Genomic DNA, 17,953 nt, shown 5'->3' with positions numbered 1-17,953 from the left:
AAGGTCGGAAGTAACTGAAGGGGGTCGGTGTGAGTAACCGGATCGAGACGCTGGAATTCCAGGCGGAGGCGCGCCAGCTGCTCCAGCTGATGGTCCATTCGATCTATTCGAACAAGGACGTCTTCCTGCGTGAACTCATCTCCAACGCCTCCGACGCGCTGGACAAGCTGCGCCTGGAGTCCATGGTCGACAAGGATCTCGCGGCCGACGTCTCCGACCTGCACATCGAGATCGAGGTCGACCGCGACGCGCGCACCCTGACCGTCCGGGACAACGGCATCGGCATGTCCCGCGACGATGTCGTCGGCCTGATCGGCACCATCGCCAAGTCCGGCACCGCCGAGCTGCTGACCAAGCTGCGCGAGTCCAAGGACTCGGCCGGGTCCGCCGACCTGATCGGGCAGTTCGGGGTCGGGTTCTACGCGACCTTCATGGTGGCCGACAAGGTCACCCTGGTCACCCGCCGCGCCGGGGAGGCCGAGGGCACCCGCTGGGAGTCGACCGGCGAGGGCACGTACGTCGTGGAGACCATCGACGACGCCCCGCAGGGCACGGCCGTCACCGTCCACCTCAAGCCGGAGGACAGCGACGACAACCTGCACGACTACGCCGCCGACTGGAAGATCCGCGAGATCGTCAAGCGGTACTCCGACTTCATCGCCTGGCCGATCCGGACGACCGTGGAGCGCCCGGGTGAGGACGGGGCGACCACCAGCGAGGTGCAGACCCTCAACTCGATGAAGGCGCTGTGGGCCCGCCCGCGCAGCGAGGTCGACGAGGCCGAGTACAAGGAGTTCTACAAGCACGTCAGCCACGACTGGGCCGATCCCCTCGAGACCATCCACATGCGGGGCGAGGGGACCTTCGAGTACGAGGCGCTGCTGTTCCTGCCGTCGCACGCCCCGGTCGACCTGTTCGCCCCGCAGGCCCGTCGCGGCGTGCAGCTCTACGTCAAGCGCGTGTTCATCATGGACGACTGTGACGCGCTGATGCCGAACTACCTGCGCTTCGTCAAGGGCGTCGTCGACGCCCACGACCTGTCGCTGAACATCTCCCGGGAGATCCTCCAGCAGGACCGTCAGATCCAGGTGGTCCGCCGCCGGCTGGTGAAGAAGATCCTCACCACCGTCAAGGAGCTGAGGGCCAACGAGGCCGAGAAGTACCGCACCTTCTGGTCGGAGTTCGGCCCGGCGCTCAAGGAGGGCCTGCTCGACGACCCGGACAACACCGAGGCCATCCTGGACATCGTCTCCGTCGCCTCCACCAACGACCCGGCGGAGCTGACCGGCCTGCGCGACTACGTCGAGCGGATGAAGGACGGCCAGGCCGACATCTACTACATGACCGGTGAGTCCCGGTCGATGATCGAGAACTCGCCGCACATGGAGGCGTTCCGGGCCAAGGGCTACGAGGTGCTGATCCTCACCGACCCGGTGGACGAGGTGTGGGTCGAGCGGGTCGGGCAGTTCGACGGCAAGCCGCTGCGCTCCATCGCCAAGGGCCAGGTCGACCTGGACACCGAGGAGGAGAAGAAGGAGGCCGAGTCGGCCCGCGAGCAGCAGCGCCAGGAGTACGCCGACCTGCTGACCTGGATGACGGGCCGGCTCTCCGACAGCGTCAAGGAGGTCCGGCTCTCCACCCGGCTGACCACCTCGCCGGCCTGCGTGGTCGGCGACGCCCACGACATCACCCCGACGCTGGAGAAGATGTACCGGGCGATGGGGCACGAGGTGCCGCAGGTCAAGCGGATCCTGGAGCTGAACCCGGGGCACCCGCTGGTCGAGGGGCTGCGCAAGGCCCACGAGCAGGACACCGGGGCCGACGCGCTGGGCGACACGGCCGAACTGCTGTACGGGATGGCGTTGCTGGCCGAGGGCGGCGAGCTGGCCGACCCGTCCCGGTTCACCCGGATCCTCGCCGACCGGCTGGCCCGCACGCTGTAGCCGCCGCCACGCACCGCGCGCCGGGCTCCCGGTCGACAATGTCGACCATGGACGCCCGGCGCGCGCCGTTGCGCCTCCCGCCGGGCGGGCGGGGCCCCGGGCGGGCGGGAGGACCGGGATAATGGCCCCATGCTTCGGGGACGGCTGCGCGGGTTGGTGTCGGTGTCGGTCGGGCTGCTCCTGCTACCCGGCTGCTACGGGCCGGAGCCGCAGGTCGACAAGATCCGGACCAGGGAGCTGGCGATGCAGGACGCCGGCCGCAAGGTCACCCTCGTCGAGCAGGCCGTCAAGCGGGAACGCCGGCACCCGAACCCGGCGCAGCGGTACGCCCGGGAGGCCGCCCGGGTCGCCGGCACGGAGGTCATGCGGATCGGTGGCACCCGGACCGGGGCCGGGGTCTCGCTGATCGTCCGCGTGCACGGGGTGGCCACGGCGGTCGACGCGTCCGGCCGGTCGATGAACGAGCCGTTCGACCTGCCGGTCTGCTATGCGATCAGCGTTGAGCAGGACGCCATGGACGACCGGGTCGACGAGGTGTCCTGTCCGGACGGTTCCCCGCTCACGATCTCCGTCGACCCGGAACTTCCGGGCTCCGCCGAGGACGACCTGCGCCGGGCCCTTTCCACCGGCGGTGCGGTCACCGAGCAGGCCGTCCGCGCGGCGGTCGACGGCCTCGACCTCGAGCCTCTGGTCAACCGGCAGGTCGCCGCCGTGGGCGGGGTCGTGGGGGTGGCGCTGCGGGCCAGTCAGTACGACTGTCTGCTGGCTCGCGTGGAGGGTGGACGGGTCGAGGTGTGGCGGCCCTCCCGGGTGCAGCTCGCCCCCGGGGAGTTGAGCTGCACGGCCGACACCGCCGTCGCCGGGCACGGCCGCCGCCCGCCCCACTGAGCTGTGTGGGCGATCACCGAGCGTTTCCGAGATCCGATGTGCGCAATCGGCCCCCGATCACACTCGGTGATGGGGTGAGGTTGTCCGCTGGCGGTTCACCCTGATCAGACTCGGCCCGGCGTTCGCCCTGCACGGCTGGCGGAGTCTCGCAAGTCGACGATGTGGCCCTTCGCCCGAGCGGGTGAAGAACTTCACAAGAGGTGGGCACTCGTCACCAACGGTGCCTAGCGTCGGTCGAGTCCGCGAACGCGGCGACCACGGTCGGTAAACGCCTAGTCCTGCCGCCGACCGTCGGTTCCCTTGTCAGTCAGGCAGGAGCGGGGGACCCACATGTTCCTCGGTGCACCGCACCTCGGGGTGAAGCCGCCTGCGGCGGCCGGGCTCCTCGGCCCGAACCCGACAGCTCACCTCGCCGGCGTGGAGGAATCACACATGGCAACTGAATACACCGCCCGCCACCGTCGGATGACCGTCCGCCGCGCCGCCGTTGGCACTCTCGCCGCTGGCGCACTCGCCGGGGCCGTCGCCCTGGCCGGACCGGCCGCGCCGGCCCAGGCCGCGGTCAACTGGGACGCCGTCGCCTCGTGCGAGTCCGGCGGCAACTGGCACATCAACACCGGCAACGGCTACTACGGCGGCCTGCAGTTCTCGCAGGGCACGTGGGCAGGTTACGGCGGCAAGAGGTACGCCGCCCGCGCCGACCTGGCGACCCGGAGCGAGCAGATCCGCATCGCCGAGAAGGTGCTCGACGGCCAGGGCATCGGGGCGTGGCCGACCTGCGGCAAGAAGGGTGGCTCGACGAAGGGCAGCACGAAGTCGGAGCGGAAGTCGGAGACGAAGGCCGCCCCGAAGGAGCGGTCCTCACGTACCGAGAAGCCGGCCTCGCGCAGCAAGCGGGACACCACGAGGAGCGCCCCGAAGAGCGCTCCGTCCAGTGGCGGGACGACCTACGTGGTCCGGTCGGGCGACACGCTCTCCAAGATCGCCACGGCGCAGGGTGTGCGGGGCGGCTGGCGCGCGCTGTGGGAGAAGAACGAGCGGGTCGTGGGCGAGCACCCGAACCTGATCTTCCCGGGCCAGCGGCTCAGCTTCTGACGCGCCCGGCCGGGTCGGTGCGACCCGGCACCCCGGTCCCGGGGCACCCAGCACCGGAAGCGCCCGGCCGGTTCCTCCGGCCGGGCGCTTCCGCGTCCCCGACGGGCACGCCACCCAGGTGAAGTGCTCGCGGGAGCACCGTCGCAGCCCCGCAAAACGAGTCGGCCGCTGGGCCCGGCTCCGGGCACAATGGCGCGATGCCGCGCCGAACCGCCAAACTGCTCGACGACCTCGACGAACTGCCGTACCGGGAGCGGATGACGACCCTCGCCGCCCGGGCCCGGGCCCTCGCCGCCGCCGGCCGGCTGGACGGGGTGCTCGCTGATCTGCGCGCCGGGTCGGCGTACCACCGGTTTCTCGCCGTGACCGCGGCCCAGGTCGTCGGCGACCGGGCCGGCATGGCCGCCGCCCTCGACGACCCGCACGCGGCGATCCGGGCCGTCGCGGTCCGGGTCTGCCTGCGCGCCGGCTGGCTCACCGCCGACGACCTGCGCCCCCTGCTCGTCGACGCCCCGGCCGACCTGCGCCGGCTGGTCTACCGGTCGCTGCGGTCGCTGCGTCGCCCGGAGGTCGCCGACCGGCTCGTCGACGCCGTCCGCGACCGGTTCGGCGACGCCGAGGCGGTCGCGCTGCTGCCCGCCTGCGGCCCCGACACGGTACGCCGGCTGCTGCCCCTGCTCGACCACGCGCTCGGCGGCGGGGCGGCCCTGGCCCGCCGGCACGGCGACGTCCTGCTCGACCACGCCGAGGCGGCGCTGCCCGGCCCGGAACGTTCCCGCTGGTGGGCGACCCGCGCGGGCGCGCTGCTCGGCACGGCGGCCGACCATCCGGAGCGGGTGCTGACCCTGCTCGAACGCCACGCCCCGGCCGACGGGCTCCCCGGCGACCTCACCCGCTACGGCGTGCTCGCCGCGGCGTCCCCGGCCCGGGTGCTCGCGCTGCTGACCGCCCCGGCCCGCGCCGGCTGGCTGGCCCGGGCCGCCCTGCCCCCGGCGCTGCTGCGCCGCCTCGCCGCGCTGCCGCCGGCGGACCTGGTCACGCTCGCCCGGCGGCTGCGCGCCGACGACGCCCGCCTCGCGGCGCTGCTGGACGCGCTGCCCCCGGCGGCGCGCGGCACCCTGTACGACGCCGCGCTCGCCGACGTCGAGACGGCCGCCGTGATCCCCTCCCGGGCCGTCATGGCGGTGCTGCCCCGGCGCTGGCGGGAACGGGAGGCCCGCCGGGTGCTCACCCTGGACCGGGTCCGCGCCGACGAGGCCGCCGTGCGGGCGTGGAGCGCCGAGCTGCCCTGGCCGGAGGCGTCCGGGGCGCTGGTGCCCGCCCTGCGCGCCGCCGACGCGGGGGACCGGGCGACGGCGTACGAGCTGCTGCTCACCGCCGCGCGGCGCAGCGACGACCCGGCGGCGGTGGCCGAGGCCGTGGCCTGGCTCGTCGGGCTGCGCAACGAGCAGGACCCGGTCCGGTCGGCGGCGTTGGCCACCCTGGCGACGATGGCCCGGTCGCTGCGCGCCGACTCGCGGCCCGTGCTGGCCGCGCTGGTCACCGACGCCACCCACGCCCGGGACGCGTCCACCCGCACGCTGTCCGCGCTGGGCGACCTGGCCTGCGGGGTGCTGCGCCACCACGTCGACGAACCGGAGCTGCTGGGCTGGGCGCTGGACACCCTCGACGCCCTTCTCGGCGGGCACCACCTGCCCCCGCTGGGCCGGCTCGACCACGGCCTGCGCCGGGGGCAGGAACGGGTCGTCCTCGACCGGCTCCTGCCCTGGATCACCGCCGGCATGGCGCGCGGCGAGTTCACCGCCCTGTTCGCCGTCACCCGCGCGCTGGGACGCCGGGCGTGGCGGCTGCCCGCGCTCCAGGAGCTGCTGCACCGGGCCACCGGCCCGGGCAACGTCTCCCCGGTCGTCCGGAACGCCGCCGACCTGTGGCTGGCGGACCCGGCGCCACGCGGCGAGCGGGTCGCCCTCCTGTTCGCCGCCGACCCGTCGGTGATCACGTTCGAGGCGGTGTGGCGGACGGTCTGCGGGCGGCGCACCGACCTGCTCGACCGGGTGCTGCTCGGCCCGCCGCCGCGCGGGGCGTTCCTGCCGGCCGGGCCGCGCTGGGTGCCCGGGTATCCGTGGCACGTCGACCGCTGGCTGCCCCGGCACCGGCGGGCGTACGTCGACCTCCAGGCCCGGCTGGCCCGGGACGCGGGCCAGCCGATGCACGCCCGGGCCGCCGCGCTCGCCCGCGCGGCGCGGGTCCCCGACGCCGGCCGCGAACTGGTGCTGCGGTACGTCGACTCGGCGAACGTCACCCTCGCCGAGGCGGCCCTCGGCGCGCTGCCCTGGACCGACCGGCCCGAGGAGGCCCTGACCACGCTGCTCGCGCACGCCGACGACGACCGGGCCCGGGTGGCGATGTACGCCGCCGGCCGGGCCGCCCGGTTCGTCGCCCCGTCCGCGCTGCTGACCCGGCTCGCCGGCATCGCCCTCGGCCGGGGCAGGGTGACCAGCCGCAAGGAGGCCGTCCGGCTGCTGGGCCGGTACGGGCCGCCGGAGGCGGTGCCGCTGCTGCGGCAGGTGTGGCAGCAGCCCGACCAGCACCGCGACGTCCGGGCGGCGGTCACCTCCGCCGCCCGGCAGCGGCTGCACACGCCGCAGAGCTGGGCGGTGCTCGACCTGGCCGTCGGCGGCGGCCGGGAGGACACCCTGGCCGTGCTGGCCACCGGGCCGCACGAGGTTCCGGAGCCGCACCGACCCCGGTACGCCGGCCTGGTCGTCACCGCCTGTCGCAGCGGCGACGAGGTGGTCTCCCAGGCGGCGCTGACCCGGCTGGTGCAGTGGGCCCGCTGGGCGCCCGACGTCACCGACCTGGTCGTCGAGGCGCTGACCGACCTCGACGCGCACGCCGGCTGGCCGGCCCGGTCGATGCTGCTCGGCGCGCTGCTGGACCTGCCGCACCGCCCCGAGCGGGCCGCGCTCGACGCCGCCCTGCGCCGGCTGGTGGCCCTCGACGCGGCCGACGACGACCCGGGCGGGCCGGAGCGGGATCGGCCGGCCCGCCGCCGGATCGACGCGATCCTGCGGACCGTGCGGGTGTGGGCGCAGCGCGCCGGCGTCGACGCCGACCGCGACCCGGCCCGGGACGCCGCCCGCAACCTGGCCCGGCACCCGGGGTTCGTGGCCGGGGCGGCCGGGCTGTTGACCGCCCTGGTGCGCCTCGACGGGCGTACCCCGCAGCAGCTCGTCGCCGAACTGACCGAGCTGTGCGAGCTGGCCGCCGGGCGCCCGGCGCTGGCCGCCCGGCTGGCCGACGCCCTCGCGGACCGGGTGCACCGGGGCGCCGCCGTCGTGGACGCCGGGCTGCTGCTGGCGGCGGCCCGGGAACTGGCCGCCCGGGACGACGCGGCCGGGCTCCTCGCGCTGGCGCTGACCCGGGCCGGGGAGCCGTACGGCTGGTCGACGCCGTGGCGGGACCTGCTGCGGACGCTGCGCGGGCACCCGGTCGCCGACGTCCGCGACGCCGCCCTCGCCCTGCCCATGTCGGGGTGACCCGGGCCGGCGACGGCCCGGGTCACGGTGGTGCGGACCCGCGCCGGTCGGGGGCCGGCGGCAGGCGTGGCGGACACCCGGCCGGGGTACACCCGGGGTCATGAGCACGCCTGCCCGCCCCGACGAGGCGGCCCCGGCGCCGGTCGGCACCGTCGCCGTCGTCGCGCACCGGAAGAAGACCTTCGGCGGGGGCCTGGACGAACTGCGCGCCACGCTGGTCGGCGCGGGCGTCGACGACCTGCTCTGGTACGAGGTGCCGAAGAGCCGCAAGGCCCCGAAGAAGGTCCGCCGGGCGCTCGACCGGGGCGCGAAGCTGGTCTACGTGTGGGGCGGCGACGGCATGGTGCAGCGCTGCGCCGACGTCCTCGCCGGCACCGGCGTGCCGATGGCGATCCTGCCCGCCGGGACGGCGAACCTGTTCGCCACCAACCTCGGCATCCCGACCGACCTGCCCGAGGCGGTGCGGAACGGCCTGCGCGGCCGACGCCGCCGCCTCGACCTGGGCCGGATCAACGGGGAGCACTTCGCGGTGATGGCCGGCGCGGGCTTCGACGGCGACCTGATCGGCGAGGCCGACCGCAGGCTCAAGGGCCGGCTGGGCCGCCTGGCGTACGTGTGGACGGGGCTGCGGCACGTCCGCGGCGAGCTGGTGCGCACCCGCATCCGGGTCGACGGGTCGGACTGGTTCGACGCCGAGGCGAGCTGCGTGCTGTTCGGCAACGTCGGCACGATCACCGGCGGCATTCCCGCCTTCGACGACGCCCGGCCCGACAGTGGGGCCCTGGAGATCGGGGTGGCCACCGCCAACGGCGCGGTGGACTGGGCGCGCACCCTGGGCCGGATGGCGGCCGGCCGGTCCGAGGAGTCGCCGTTCGTGCGGATCACCCGAGGTCGCAAGATCCGGGTGCGGTTCGCCGCGCCGAAGACGTACGAACTCGACGGCGGGGCGCGCGGCCAGGTGACCCGGTTGAAGGTCCGGGTCGTGCCTGGCGCGCTGACCGTGTGCTGCCCGGACGAGCGACCCTGATCCCAGGACGGGCCGCTTCCGTGCCGGACGACCTCGCGGGGGACCACCGACGGGTCACGGTGTCATGGCCGCCGGTCACGTACGGGGGCGGGAACGGGATTCACCAGGCCGCCGTTGTACGCGGCGATCACGAGTTGCACCCGGTCGCGGGCCCCGAGTTTGTTCAGCAGGTGTGAGACGTGGGACTTGACGGTCTTGACGGCGATGGTGAGATGCCCGGCGATTTCGTGGTTGGACAGACCCTGCCCGATGAGGCCGAGCACCTCGCCCTCCCGGGCGGTCAGCTGGTCGAGCAGGGATTGCCCGGGGCCGGCAGGGCCGGTGTGCTGCTTGCAGACGTAGTGCTCGACCAAGCGCGCCAGGATCGACGGGGCGAAGAGCGATTCGCCGTCGTGCGTACGCCTGATGGCGTCGAGCAGGTCGGCGGGCCGGCTGTCCTTCAGCAGGAAGCCACTGGCTCCGGCCCGGAGCGCGTGGAAGACGTGCTCGTCGAGGTCGAACATGCTCAGGACCAGCACTCGGGTGTGCCCGAGCCCCGGCAGCCGGCAGATGCCCCGGGTCGCCTCGATGCCGTCGAGCCGCGGCATCCTGACGTCCATGAGCACCACGTCGGGCACGGTGGCCTCGGCCACGGCGAGTGCCTCCATCCCGTCGCCGGCCTCTCCGACCACGGCGAGACCGGGCTCGGCGTCGATGATCATCGCGAGGCTCCGCCGGAGCAGGGGTTCGTCGTCGACGAGAACGACCCGCAGGGGCCGGTTGGATCCGTTCACACCGCTCCCTCGGGAATGATGGCCTCGAGACGGAACCCCGCACGATCCCCGTGCTCCTTCGCGCGCGGCTCCGCCGTCAGGGTCCCACCCAGGCTGTTCACCCGTTCCCGCAGCCCGATGAGGCCGTGCCCGGCGCCTGGCCGGACGGCCCAGCCCCGGTGCGGCCCGTCGTCGTCGATGGTCACGCTGACTGCCGCAGGGGTCCGCGCCAGACGGACGTCGACCGTGGTCGAGCCAGCGTAACGCGCGCTGTTGGCCAGCCCCTCGCGGACGACCCGGCAGATCGCCACCTGGGCGCCCGGGGACACCGCGCCGAGCTCTTCCTGGGTCAACTCCACGCGCAGGCCGGCCCGGCGGGCGCCCTCGATGATCTCCGGCAGGGACGCCAGGGTCTCCGTGGGGTGGCGGGCGGGCCGGTCGTCGGCCTCCCGCAGCGCGTCCAGCATGCGGCGCAGCTCGACCGTCGCCTTCCGGCTGATGGCCTCCACGTCCTCAATGGCGGCCAGCAGCGCTTGATCGTCCGGCTTGCGGGCGTGCAGGTGCGCCGCGGCGGCCGCCCGCACGGTGATCATGCCCAGGCCGTGGGAGACGATGTCGTGCAGGTCGCGGGCCAGGCGCAGGCGCTCCGCGAGCACCGCCTCCGTGATGTCGCGGCGCGCCATTACAGTCTCGTGCTCGGCACGCTCGACCAGCAGCCGGGCGATCGCCCAGACGGAGACCGCCGCGAAGCCGAGCAGCAGGACGGTGACGAACGGCCAGGTGAGCCCGAGCGCGAGGATGGCCGTCATCACGACGAGCAGCGCACCGGCCGACAGCAGCAACCATGATCGACGGGAGCGACGCCGGCTCTCGGTCATGCGGCGCAGCCTATCGTTCCCAGGCTCCGTGGCGTTCGGGTACGAAGCGCGGGTTCGTGCCTCCCGGGCACCCGCATCGGACCACGGTCTGACGGACCCAGGGCCGACGAGCGACCCCCGATGCCGCCCACGGCCCGATGTTCCGGCGCGTTCCACCTGGTTGTCTGGATCCGGCGGGTGACGTCACCTTCGCCACGGTGTCCGGAGATCGCCCGGGAGGGTCGTTGTACAGGCGCGTGACAATGGCGGTCGCAGGAGCGTTGTTCACCCTGCTGGCTCTGGTGGCGGTGATCGTCACCGATCTGCACGACCGGGACTTTCCCCGGGCCCTCGGCGCGCAGAGCAGGCTGGGCCTGGACTTCGGCGAGTCGCGGCTCAGCGACCGGGAAGCGTTTGCGGCGCTGACGCTGATGGATGCCGACTGGAACCTGGGACTGGTCAGGATCGCCCCGGACCTGGTTGGCGACAGCGACGAGCGGATCTTCGTGGCCCTCAACGACGGGAGCCTGCCCGAGACGTTCCGTTGGTTCAGCGGCACCGACGCGGGAAGGGTCGTCGGCAGGGACCGCCTGGCCAACTCGTCGCCCGACGGCTCCTATCTGGTCACCGGGGACGCAGCCCGGCTCGCCGAGTTGGACAGCCGGCTGAGCAGCGCGGGCGTACGGGTGACCCGCGTCGACGCGTCCGTGACCGACAGTCTCTGGTTCGCCATGCGGGAGGGCGGCTTCGCCGCGGCCGTCCTGGCCGCTTTCGCTCTCATCGCGGCGCTGGCGCTGTTCTGGCTGTCGATGAAGGCGCGCAGCCGCGCGCTCCGGGTGCTCGCGGGCTGCCCCACGTTGCGCATTCAGGCACAGGATTTGGGCGGGTTCGCGGCCACCCTGCTCGTTCCGGCGGGCGCTGTCACCCTCGCGGCCGCCGCCTGTGTGGGCCTCTCCCGTGGCTGGCTGTACGTCGGCGTCTTCGTCAAGGCGCTGGCTGGCGTGGAGGTCGCGGTCATCGCCGTGTCACTGCTCGTTGCCCTGGCCATGTCGGTCTCCGCCTGGCCGAGCGCCACCATGCTCGCCACCCGGCAGCCTGCGGTGAGGAGCCTTCGCTCGGCGGCCGTGGTCGTCCAAGCGCTGACGTTCCTGCTGGTGGTGGGCGCGGCCGGGCCGGCCTGGTCGGCGTACCGCAGTTCGTCCGCCTTGGCCGCTGAGATGGCGCAGTGGAAGAACCTCGCAGATCAGGTCGCGGTCCAGTTCGGGATGAGCGATGACGAGATGACCAGTCTCGAACCCCGGGTCGGAAACCTGGTCAGGGCCGGCGAATCGGCCGGGGCGGTCGCGTACTCGTACACCTTCTCGGACGAGACCTGGGAAGGCGATTTCGGCGACTACTCGGCGATCACCCTCGTGAACCAGCGGTGGCTCGATCTGATGACGACGAACGCGCCGCCGGACGCGCTCACGCCGGTGCCGTACGAGCGGGTGAGCAGCATGCTCTCCCGGGAGTTCGGCGAGACGTTCTCGCTGTGGTCGAGAAGCCAACGTTCCGGGGGAGAGATCCTGTCGGGGTTCGGATACCTGCGGCCCGCCGGCGGGTTCCGGATGCCCGTCGCCCAGGGGGGCGGTGGGAGTCTGAGCTTCCTGGACGATGTCCTCGTCGCCGTCATGCCCTCCCTGCATCAGACGTTCGATGATTCGAACCTGACATCGATGGTCTCGACGAGGAACATCCTGTTCACCGGCGTGGCGGCCACCCAGGCGTTGATCGAGCGCGAAGGCCTCTCCGCCGAGCCCCTGAGCGGCCGGGGGATCAAGGGTGACCTGAGTGTGGTCTACGTCGCGGAGGAAGGGATCCTTCGGGCGCAGTTCATGGCGTACGTGGTCTGGCTGATGAATCTCGCGCTCACCGCCCTGGTCGTCGCCTTCACGGTCGCGACCGCGATCAGCGCGCTGATCACCGCCCTGCTGCACGCGAAGCGCGACCTTCCGTTGCGGCTGTCAGGCCGGCCGTGGGCGCGGATCCTGCAGAGCCGGGTGGCCAGGGAGTTGCTGGCCGGCGCGGCGCTCGTGTCCCTCCTGGCGCTGTTCCAGAGACCCGACTCCATGGGGCCCCTGCTGGTGGCCGCGATGTTCGGGATGTTCGTTGTCCCGCTGAGCCATCTGTGGGCCGCGAACCGGTGTTTCTCCGGCGTCAGCAGGCGTCGAATCTGATGGGAGTTCCAATGCTGATTGAGGCCGAGGCCGTTTCCGTGGCGATCGGTGGGCGGCCGGTGCTCGATGGCGAGTCCGTACGTTGCGAGCCCGGGACGATGACCGCCCTGGTGGGCCCGAGCGGATCAGGGAAGACCACGCTGCTGCACTGCCTCGGGCTGCTGCTCCCGGTCGACCGGGGCCGCATTCTGATCGATGGGAGGAACGTCACGGGGTACGGCTCGGCGGCACGGCGCCGCTTCTGGCGTGATCACGCTGCATTCGTCCTGCAGGACTACGGGATCATGGACGAGGAGTCGGTTGCCTTCAACGTCACGATGCAGTCCAGCCCGCTCGGCAAGCGGGCCACCGGCGACGGGAAGCGGCTGGCGCAGGTTCTCGATCAGACCGGGCTGGCTGGCCGGCAGGATGAGGCGGCCAGTCACCTCAGTGGCGGTGAGAAGCAGCGGCTCGCGCTGGCCCGCGCCATCTACAAGCGAGCCGCGATCGCGTTCGTCGATGAGCCCACCGCGTCGCTCGACGCCGCCAACCGGCGGAAGGTCATCGCGCTGTTCGCGGAGTTCGCCGCCGACGGCTGCACGGTCGTCGTGTCCACGCACGACTCCGAGATGATCGACGCCTGCGGTTCACGCCACGAAATCGGAAGCGGACGAACTGTTGCGCTATCCGTCGATCAGTCCTACTAGGGCGGAAGGACCTGCCATGTCACTGCCATCCAAGATCGCAATTGGCGTCGTCGCGGTGGTTGCCATCGTCGCAGCCGTAGTTCTCGGCGGCGTGTTCGCCACGTCGACTGACACCCACCCGCCCTGCGAGGAACTGCCGACCGCTGCGGAGGCCAGCGCGGCGTTGACCAGAAGCGAGTCCCTCGCCACCGACATCGCGGCGCTGGGCAAGGGAATCTCGGTCGAGGTGGGCTCGCCGTGCCCCAAGGGCCAGGACCGTGCGCTGATCCAGGTCACCTACGGATCGAAGCCGGAGCGTGAGGCGATCAGCAGCCTACTCGCGCGCCGCGACGGGTTCGGTGTTCCGGTGCACCTCGTCGAGAGATAGCCGGATGACCCGCTGTCGGCCCGCATCGCCGACGAGTAGGGGTCGGTAGGCAGGACGCGGGGTGGCTCGCGCGCCCGGCCAGCGTGCGCCTTGCGGGCGCAAGGCGCACGCTACGCCACCGACGTGTTGTACCGATCGAGCGTCGCCTTGGATGTTGAAGCATCCCGGAAGGTCAGTTCCCACGGAGCCGGTCCCTGCCGGCCGCCGGTCAGCGCCGCGCGGCGACCGCCGGTACCGTCCCGGAATAGCGACGACCGGAGGTGCGCATGGCCCCGTCCACCCCTGCGCAACCGGAGCTGCCCGTCGACGCGGACAGCACCTCGCTGCGCGCGATCCTGCGTCACCAGGCCAGCACCGTGACCGTGGTGACGGCCCCGGGCACCCCGCCGGTCGGCTTCACCGCGACGTCGTTCACCTCGGTGTCGCTGGAGCCGCCGATCGTGTCGTTCTGCCTCAACCTCGCCTCGTCGAGCTGGCCCACGGTGTCCCGGTCCCGCCACGTCGCGGTGCACCTGCTCGCCCACGGCCAGCGGGAGCTGGCCCGGACGTTCGCCACGAGCGGCGTCGACCGGTTCGCCGGCCCGACGCAATGGCGTCCGGGGCCGCAGGGGGTGCCGATCCTCGACGGCGTCCTGGCGTGGCTGCTCTGCCGGGTGGTGGACCGGCTGACCGTCGGCGACCACGCGATCGTGCTCGCCGAGCCCGAGCTGCTGCGGCACGCCGATGTGGGCACGCCGCTGCTGTACCACCGGGGCGGCTACGCCGGCCTGGACCCGCCGGTGGACCGGGCCGGCGTGGCCTGACCCGCCCCGCCAACCCCGCCGCACGACCCCCGGAGTGGCCGTCGCGAACGCCCCCGCCCGGCCGACGGGGTGGCCGTCCGGCCGGGCGGGTGACGCCCGGGGTCACGACCGGTCGGGTCGGATCCCCAGCGCCGGCAGCACGGTCTCCGCCACCCGGTACGCCTCCTCGAGCAGCGGGTTGCCGGAGAGGATGAAGGTGTCCACGCCGAGGGACCGGAACTCCTCCAGCCGCTCGACGACCTGGCGGGTGCTGCCCACCACGGCGGTGCCCGGCCCGGGCCGGAACAGCCCCATCCCCGGCCACAGGTTGGGGTACGTCTCCAGCTCGCGAGCCTTCGCCGGGACTCGCCCGCCGTGCTGGCGGAACTGCCGCTGCCAGCCCACCCCGGCGTCCTCGCCGTGCGCGGCGAGCTGCCGGGCGTACGTCTCGTGGCTGGTGACGTCGAGCAGGTGGTCGGCGGCGGCCCATGCCTCGTCCTCGGTGTCCCGGACGATCAGGTGCAGCCGCAGCCCGAGCCGCAGGGTGCGCCCGTGGGCGGAGGCCCGCTCGCGCACCCGGTCCAGCTTCTCGGCGAGCTGGGCGGGCGGCTCGCCCCAGGTCAGGTACACGTCGACGTGCTCGGCGGCCATCTCGATGCCGGCCGGCGAGGAGCCGCCGAACCACAGCGGGATGCCGCCCTTCTGCACCGGCGGCAGGTCCCGCAGGTCCGCCCCGGCGCCCGGCAGGTCGTAGAACTCGCCCTTGTGGTCGAAGACCTCCCCGGCGGTGAGTCGCCGGACCACCTGCCAGTACTCGGCGCTGAGCCGGTAGCGTTCGTCGTGTTCCAGGTGCAGGCCGTAGCGGCGCAGCGTGTCGGTGGAGCCGTTGACCACGTTGAACCGCAGGCGCGGGCCGAACAGGTGGTCGAAGGTGAGCGCGGACTTCGCCAGCAGGGTCGGGGAGATCAGCCCGGGGTGCACCGCCAGCAGCGGCTTGAACGCCGGGCTGGTCACCGCCGCCAGGGCGCTGCCCAGCGGCCACACGTCGTACTGGTCGGTGGCCAGCAGCGCCCCGGTGTAGCCGAGCCGGTCCACGGCGGCGGCCAGGTGTTGCAGGTAGCCCAGGTCGACCGGCCGCCGGCCGGCCGGCTCCCACGGGTAGCGCCCCTCCCGGGGGATGATGTACCACAGGACCTCGGTGCCCACGCCGCTCACCGCGCGCCCGCCGGGGCCGCCGCGGCGAGCGCCGCGTCGACCAGTCGGGTGAGCGCCGGCACCAGGGCGTCCGCCACGGTGATCGGCCGGTCGAGGTAGCCGGCCGCGACGAAGATGTCCGCCGCCTCCTGCTGCTCGGCGAGGAAGGCGTCGGGGACGCTCTCCAGCCGCCAGGGCAGCCCGGCCAGCGCGGTGTGCCAGTCGGTCGCCGCGCCGCCCAGCTCGGCGGCGACGTGGGCGGCGGCCTCGTCCAGGTGGGCGGCCACCCAGTCGTCGGCCCGCTGGAGCGCGCCGACGAGCGCCGCGACCACCTCCGGCCGCTGCTGCGCGAGGTCGCGCCGGGTGAAGAAGACCGACCGGTCCGAGATTACCGACCCGGTCTCCACCAGGACGCGTACGCCCCCGGCGCGCCGGGCCGCGGCCAGCTCGGCCTCCTGGGCGACCCAGCCGGCGATCTCCCCGGCCGCCAGGCGCTCCGCCGGCGGGGTCGGGTCGTCGGCAGGCCGCCGCGCCACGATGTCGGCGTAGGACAGCCCGGCGTCGTGCAGCGCCTTGGCCAGCAGGTGCGTCTGCCACGACCCGACCCCGAACACCACGGTCCCGCCGGCGAGGTCGGCCACCGTCCGGACCGGACCGTCGGCGGCGACCAGCAGCGCGCCGTGCTCGGGGCGCGGGGCGGACACCGCGACGTACACGATGTCGTGGCCCTGTGCCTGCCCGGTCAGCGGCGGGGTGGAGCCGGTGCCGCCGAGGTCGATGACGCCCTCGGCGAGCAGCCGGGCGGTGTTCGTGCCGTCGGTGTAGTAGTGCCAGGCCACCGACTCGCCCAGCGGCGCGAGCGCCCGCTCGGCCAGGCCGAGCCGGGCCAGGTGGTACAGCGACGGGTTGCTGCGGTGCACTCCGATGGTGATGCTCATGTCGGTTCTCCTTCTCGAATGGTCGGGTCGGTTCCCGCGCCGGGGCGGCGGACGCCCAGGTCGACGAGGAGCCGGTCGCGCAGGGCGCGGAAGGCCGGATCGGTGGCGTCGCGGGGCCGGGGCACGGTGACCCGCTCGTCGCGGACCAGCACGCCGCCGTGCAGCACCGCGACCCGGTCGGCGAGCCGGATCGCCTCGTCGACGTCGTGGGTGACCAGCAGGACGGCCGGGCGGTGCGCGGCGCACAGCTCGCCGACCAGGTCCTGCATGCGCAGCCGGGTCAGCGCGTCGAGGGCGGCGAAGGGCTCGTCCAGCAGCAGCAGCTCCGGCTCGCGGACCAGCGCCCGGGCCAGCGCGACCCGCTGCGCCTCGCCCCCGGACAGGGTCGCCGGCCAGGCCCGGGCGTGGCCGGCGAGGCCGACCTCGGCCAGGGCCCGCAGGCCGACCGCGCGGGTGGCCTCGCCACGCGGCATGGCGACCGTGACGTTGGCCAGCACCCGCTTGTTGGGCACCAGCCGGGGCTCCTGGAACACGACGGTCCGCCGCCGGGGCACCAGCACGGTGCCGCCGTCGGGGCGGTCCAGCGCGCCGAGGATGCGCAGCAGGGTGGTCTTGCCGGTGCCACTCGCGCCGAGCAGCGCGAGGAACTCGCCCCTGGGCACGTCCAGGTCGAGGCCGTCGAGGACGGCCCGGTCGCCGAAGGCCCGCCGCAGCCCTCGGACGTGGATCGCCGGGGCCGGCCCGGCTCCGGTTCCCGTGGCGGCCGGGGTGGCCACGCCGGCGCTCACCGGGCCCGCCCCGCCCGCCGCCACGGCATGAGCAGCCACTCCAGGGCGCGCACCCCGGCGTCGGCGGTGAGCCCCAGCAGGCCGTAGATGATGATGCAGAGCGCCAGGATGTCGGTGCGGGCGTAGTTCTGCGCCTGGGTCATCAGGTACCCGATGCCGGCGGTGGCGTTGATCTCCTCGGCGGCGATCAGCGCGATGACGCTGAGGGTCACCGACAGCCGCAGGCCGACGAGCAGCGCGGGCAGGGCGCCGGGGAGGACGACCTCCCGGACCAGCCGCCAGCGGCCCATCCCGAACGACCGCATCGCCTCGACCGTCTTCGGGTCCACGGTGCGCACGCCGCTGGCCGCGTTGACGTACATCGGGAAGGTGGTGGCGACGGCGATCAGAATGATCTTGGCGCTCTCGGTGATGCCGAACCAGACCATGAACAGCGGCACCAGGGCGAGGAACGGCACCGTGCGCAGCACCTGCACGGTCGAGTCGATCAGCTCGTCGCCGAGCCGGGTCAGCCCGGTGGTCACGCCGAGCACCAGCCCGGCGGCCAGGCCGCAGGCCAGCCCCAGCGCCGAGCGGGTCAGCGAGGTGGTGAGCGCGTCGGGGAGCTGGCCGTTGCCCCACAGCTCGCCGACCGCCCCTAGCACCTGGCCGGGGGAGGCGAGCAGCGACGGCTTGAGCAGGCCGGTCGCCGAGGCGGCGTACCAGGCGAGCAGCAGCCCGACCGGGCCGAGCGCGCGCAGGACGGTGGCGGCCCACCGGGGCCGCTCGCGGCGGCGGCGCACCGGCGGCTCGACCAGCCCGGCGGCCCGGGCGGCCCCGGTGGCGTCGGGGTGGGGCCGGGCGGCGCCGGCCCGACCGGGCGCGGTGGGTGCCGTGGTCAC

15 protein-coding genes and 1 riboswitch are annotated in these 17,953 nt (G+C 73.8%); of the genes, 9 read left to right on the top strand and 6 right to left on the bottom strand.

From position 1 onward, the window contains the following. Positions 1-89 precede the first annotated feature (89 nt). From htpG to ACQPZO_RS15665, 5 genes are all read left to right on the top strand, one after another. On the top strand, positions 90-1,943 hold the full coding sequence (htpG, locus tag ACQPZO_RS15685; RefSeq protein WP_433351022.1) for a molecular chaperone HtpG: 1,854 nt from the start codon (positions 90-92) through the stop codon (positions 1,941-1,943). A 129-nt stretch (positions 1,944-2,072) separates the two neighbouring features. After that, on the top strand, positions 2,073-2,831 hold the full coding sequence (locus tag ACQPZO_RS15680; protein WP_433341728.1) for a hypothetical protein: 759 nt from the start codon (positions 2,073-2,075) through the stop codon (positions 2,829-2,831). Between the two features lie 259 nt (positions 2,832-3,090). Beyond that, positions 3,091-3,264: riboswitch (cyclic di-AMP (ydaO/yuaA leader) on the top strand. Further along, positions 3,264-3,926 carry a transglycosylase family protein gene (locus ACQPZO_RS15675; RefSeq protein ID WP_433341726.1) on the top strand — a complete coding sequence of 221 codons (663 nt, stop codon included), beginning with the start codon at positions 3,264-3,266 and terminating at the stop codon, positions 3,924-3,926. It overlaps the preceding riboswitch by 1 nt. Positions 3,927-4,123: 197 nt before the next feature. Continuing rightward, complete coding sequence (locus tag ACQPZO_RS15670; protein WP_433341724.1) at positions 4,124-7,465, top strand: hypothetical protein; 3,342 nt, start codon at positions 4,124-4,126, stop codon at positions 7,463-7,465. 100 nt (positions 7,466-7,565) lie between these two features. Next, entirely contained in the window at positions 7,566-8,492 is a 927-nt protein-coding gene (locus ACQPZO_RS15665) for a diacylglycerol/lipid kinase family protein (protein ID WP_433341722.1), read from the top strand. 62 nt (positions 8,493-8,554) lie between these two features. Here ACQPZO_RS15665 and ACQPZO_RS15660 read toward each other — a convergent pair whose 3' ends face one another. Beyond that, positions 8,555-9,193 (bottom strand): response regulator, encoded by a 639-nt coding sequence (locus ACQPZO_RS15660; protein ID WP_433351020.1) that lies wholly within the window; start codon positions 9,191-9,193, stop codon positions 8,555-8,557. Between the two features lie 68 nt (positions 9,194-9,261). Continuing rightward, entirely contained in the window at positions 9,262-10,122 is an 861-nt protein-coding gene (locus ACQPZO_RS15655) for a sensor histidine kinase (RefSeq protein WP_433341720.1), read from the bottom strand. Positions 10,123-10,358: 236 nt separating this feature from the next. Here ACQPZO_RS15655 and ACQPZO_RS15650 point away from each other — a divergent pair, with 236 nt between their 5' ends. The 4 genes from ACQPZO_RS15650 (at position 10,359) to ACQPZO_RS15635 (ending at position 14,173) form a co-directional block, all read left to right on the top strand. Then, entirely contained in the window at positions 10,359-12,317 is a 1,959-nt protein-coding gene (locus tag ACQPZO_RS15650) for a hypothetical protein (protein WP_433351018.1), read from the top strand. Between the two features lie 11 nt (positions 12,318-12,328). Next, positions 12,329-13,003: an ABC transporter ATP-binding protein gene (locus tag ACQPZO_RS15645; RefSeq protein ID WP_433341718.1), complete on the top strand. Its 675-nt coding sequence runs from the start codon at positions 12,329-12,331 to the stop codon at positions 13,001-13,003. 16 nt (positions 13,004-13,019) lie between these two features. Continuing rightward, positions 13,020-13,370 (top strand): hypothetical protein, encoded by a 351-nt coding sequence (locus ACQPZO_RS15640; RefSeq protein WP_433341716.1) that lies wholly within the window; start codon positions 13,020-13,022, stop codon positions 13,368-13,370. 266 nt (positions 13,371-13,636) lie between these two features. Further along, positions 13,637-14,173, top strand: coding sequence for a flavin reductase family protein (locus ACQPZO_RS15635; RefSeq protein WP_433341714.1), 537 nt, complete (start codon positions 13,637-13,639; stop codon positions 14,171-14,173). Between the two features lie 102 nt (positions 14,174-14,275). Here ACQPZO_RS15635 and ACQPZO_RS15630 read toward each other — a convergent pair whose 3' ends face one another. The 4 genes from ACQPZO_RS15630 to ACQPZO_RS15615 are packed head-to-tail and all read right to left on the bottom strand — an operon-like array spanning position 14,276 to position 17,953. After that, positions 14,276-15,358, bottom strand: a complete 1,083-nt coding sequence (locus tag ACQPZO_RS15630) for an LLM class flavin-dependent oxidoreductase (protein ID WP_433341712.1) — start codon at positions 15,356-15,358, stop codon at positions 14,276-14,278. Between the two features lie 5 nt (positions 15,359-15,363). Further along, entirely contained in the window at positions 15,364-16,284 is a 921-nt protein-coding gene (locus ACQPZO_RS15625; RefSeq protein ID WP_433341710.1) for an ABC transporter substrate-binding protein, read from the bottom strand. Next, a complete protein-coding gene (locus tag ACQPZO_RS15620) occupies positions 16,281-17,072 on the bottom strand; it encodes an ABC transporter ATP-binding protein (RefSeq protein ID WP_433341709.1) in 792 nt (263 codons plus the stop codon). The genes ACQPZO_RS15625 and ACQPZO_RS15620 overlap by 4 nt, the downstream gene beginning before the upstream one ends. Continuing rightward, the gene (locus ACQPZO_RS15615) at positions 17,069-17,953 is read right to left on the bottom strand and encodes an ABC transporter permease (RefSeq protein WP_433341707.1); all 885 of its coding nucleotides are present in this window, start codon (positions 17,951-17,953) and stop codon (positions 17,069-17,071) included. The genes ACQPZO_RS15620 and ACQPZO_RS15615 overlap by 4 nt, the downstream gene beginning before the upstream one ends.

The sequence above is a fragment of the Micromonospora sp. CA-111912 genome, assembly GCF_050948415.1.
Classification (GTDB): domain Bacteria; phylum Actinomycetota; class Actinomycetes; order Mycobacteriales; family Micromonosporaceae; genus Micromonospora.
Note: the sequence above shows the minus strand (reverse complement) of the source record. Positions and strands in the feature narration are given on the sequence as shown.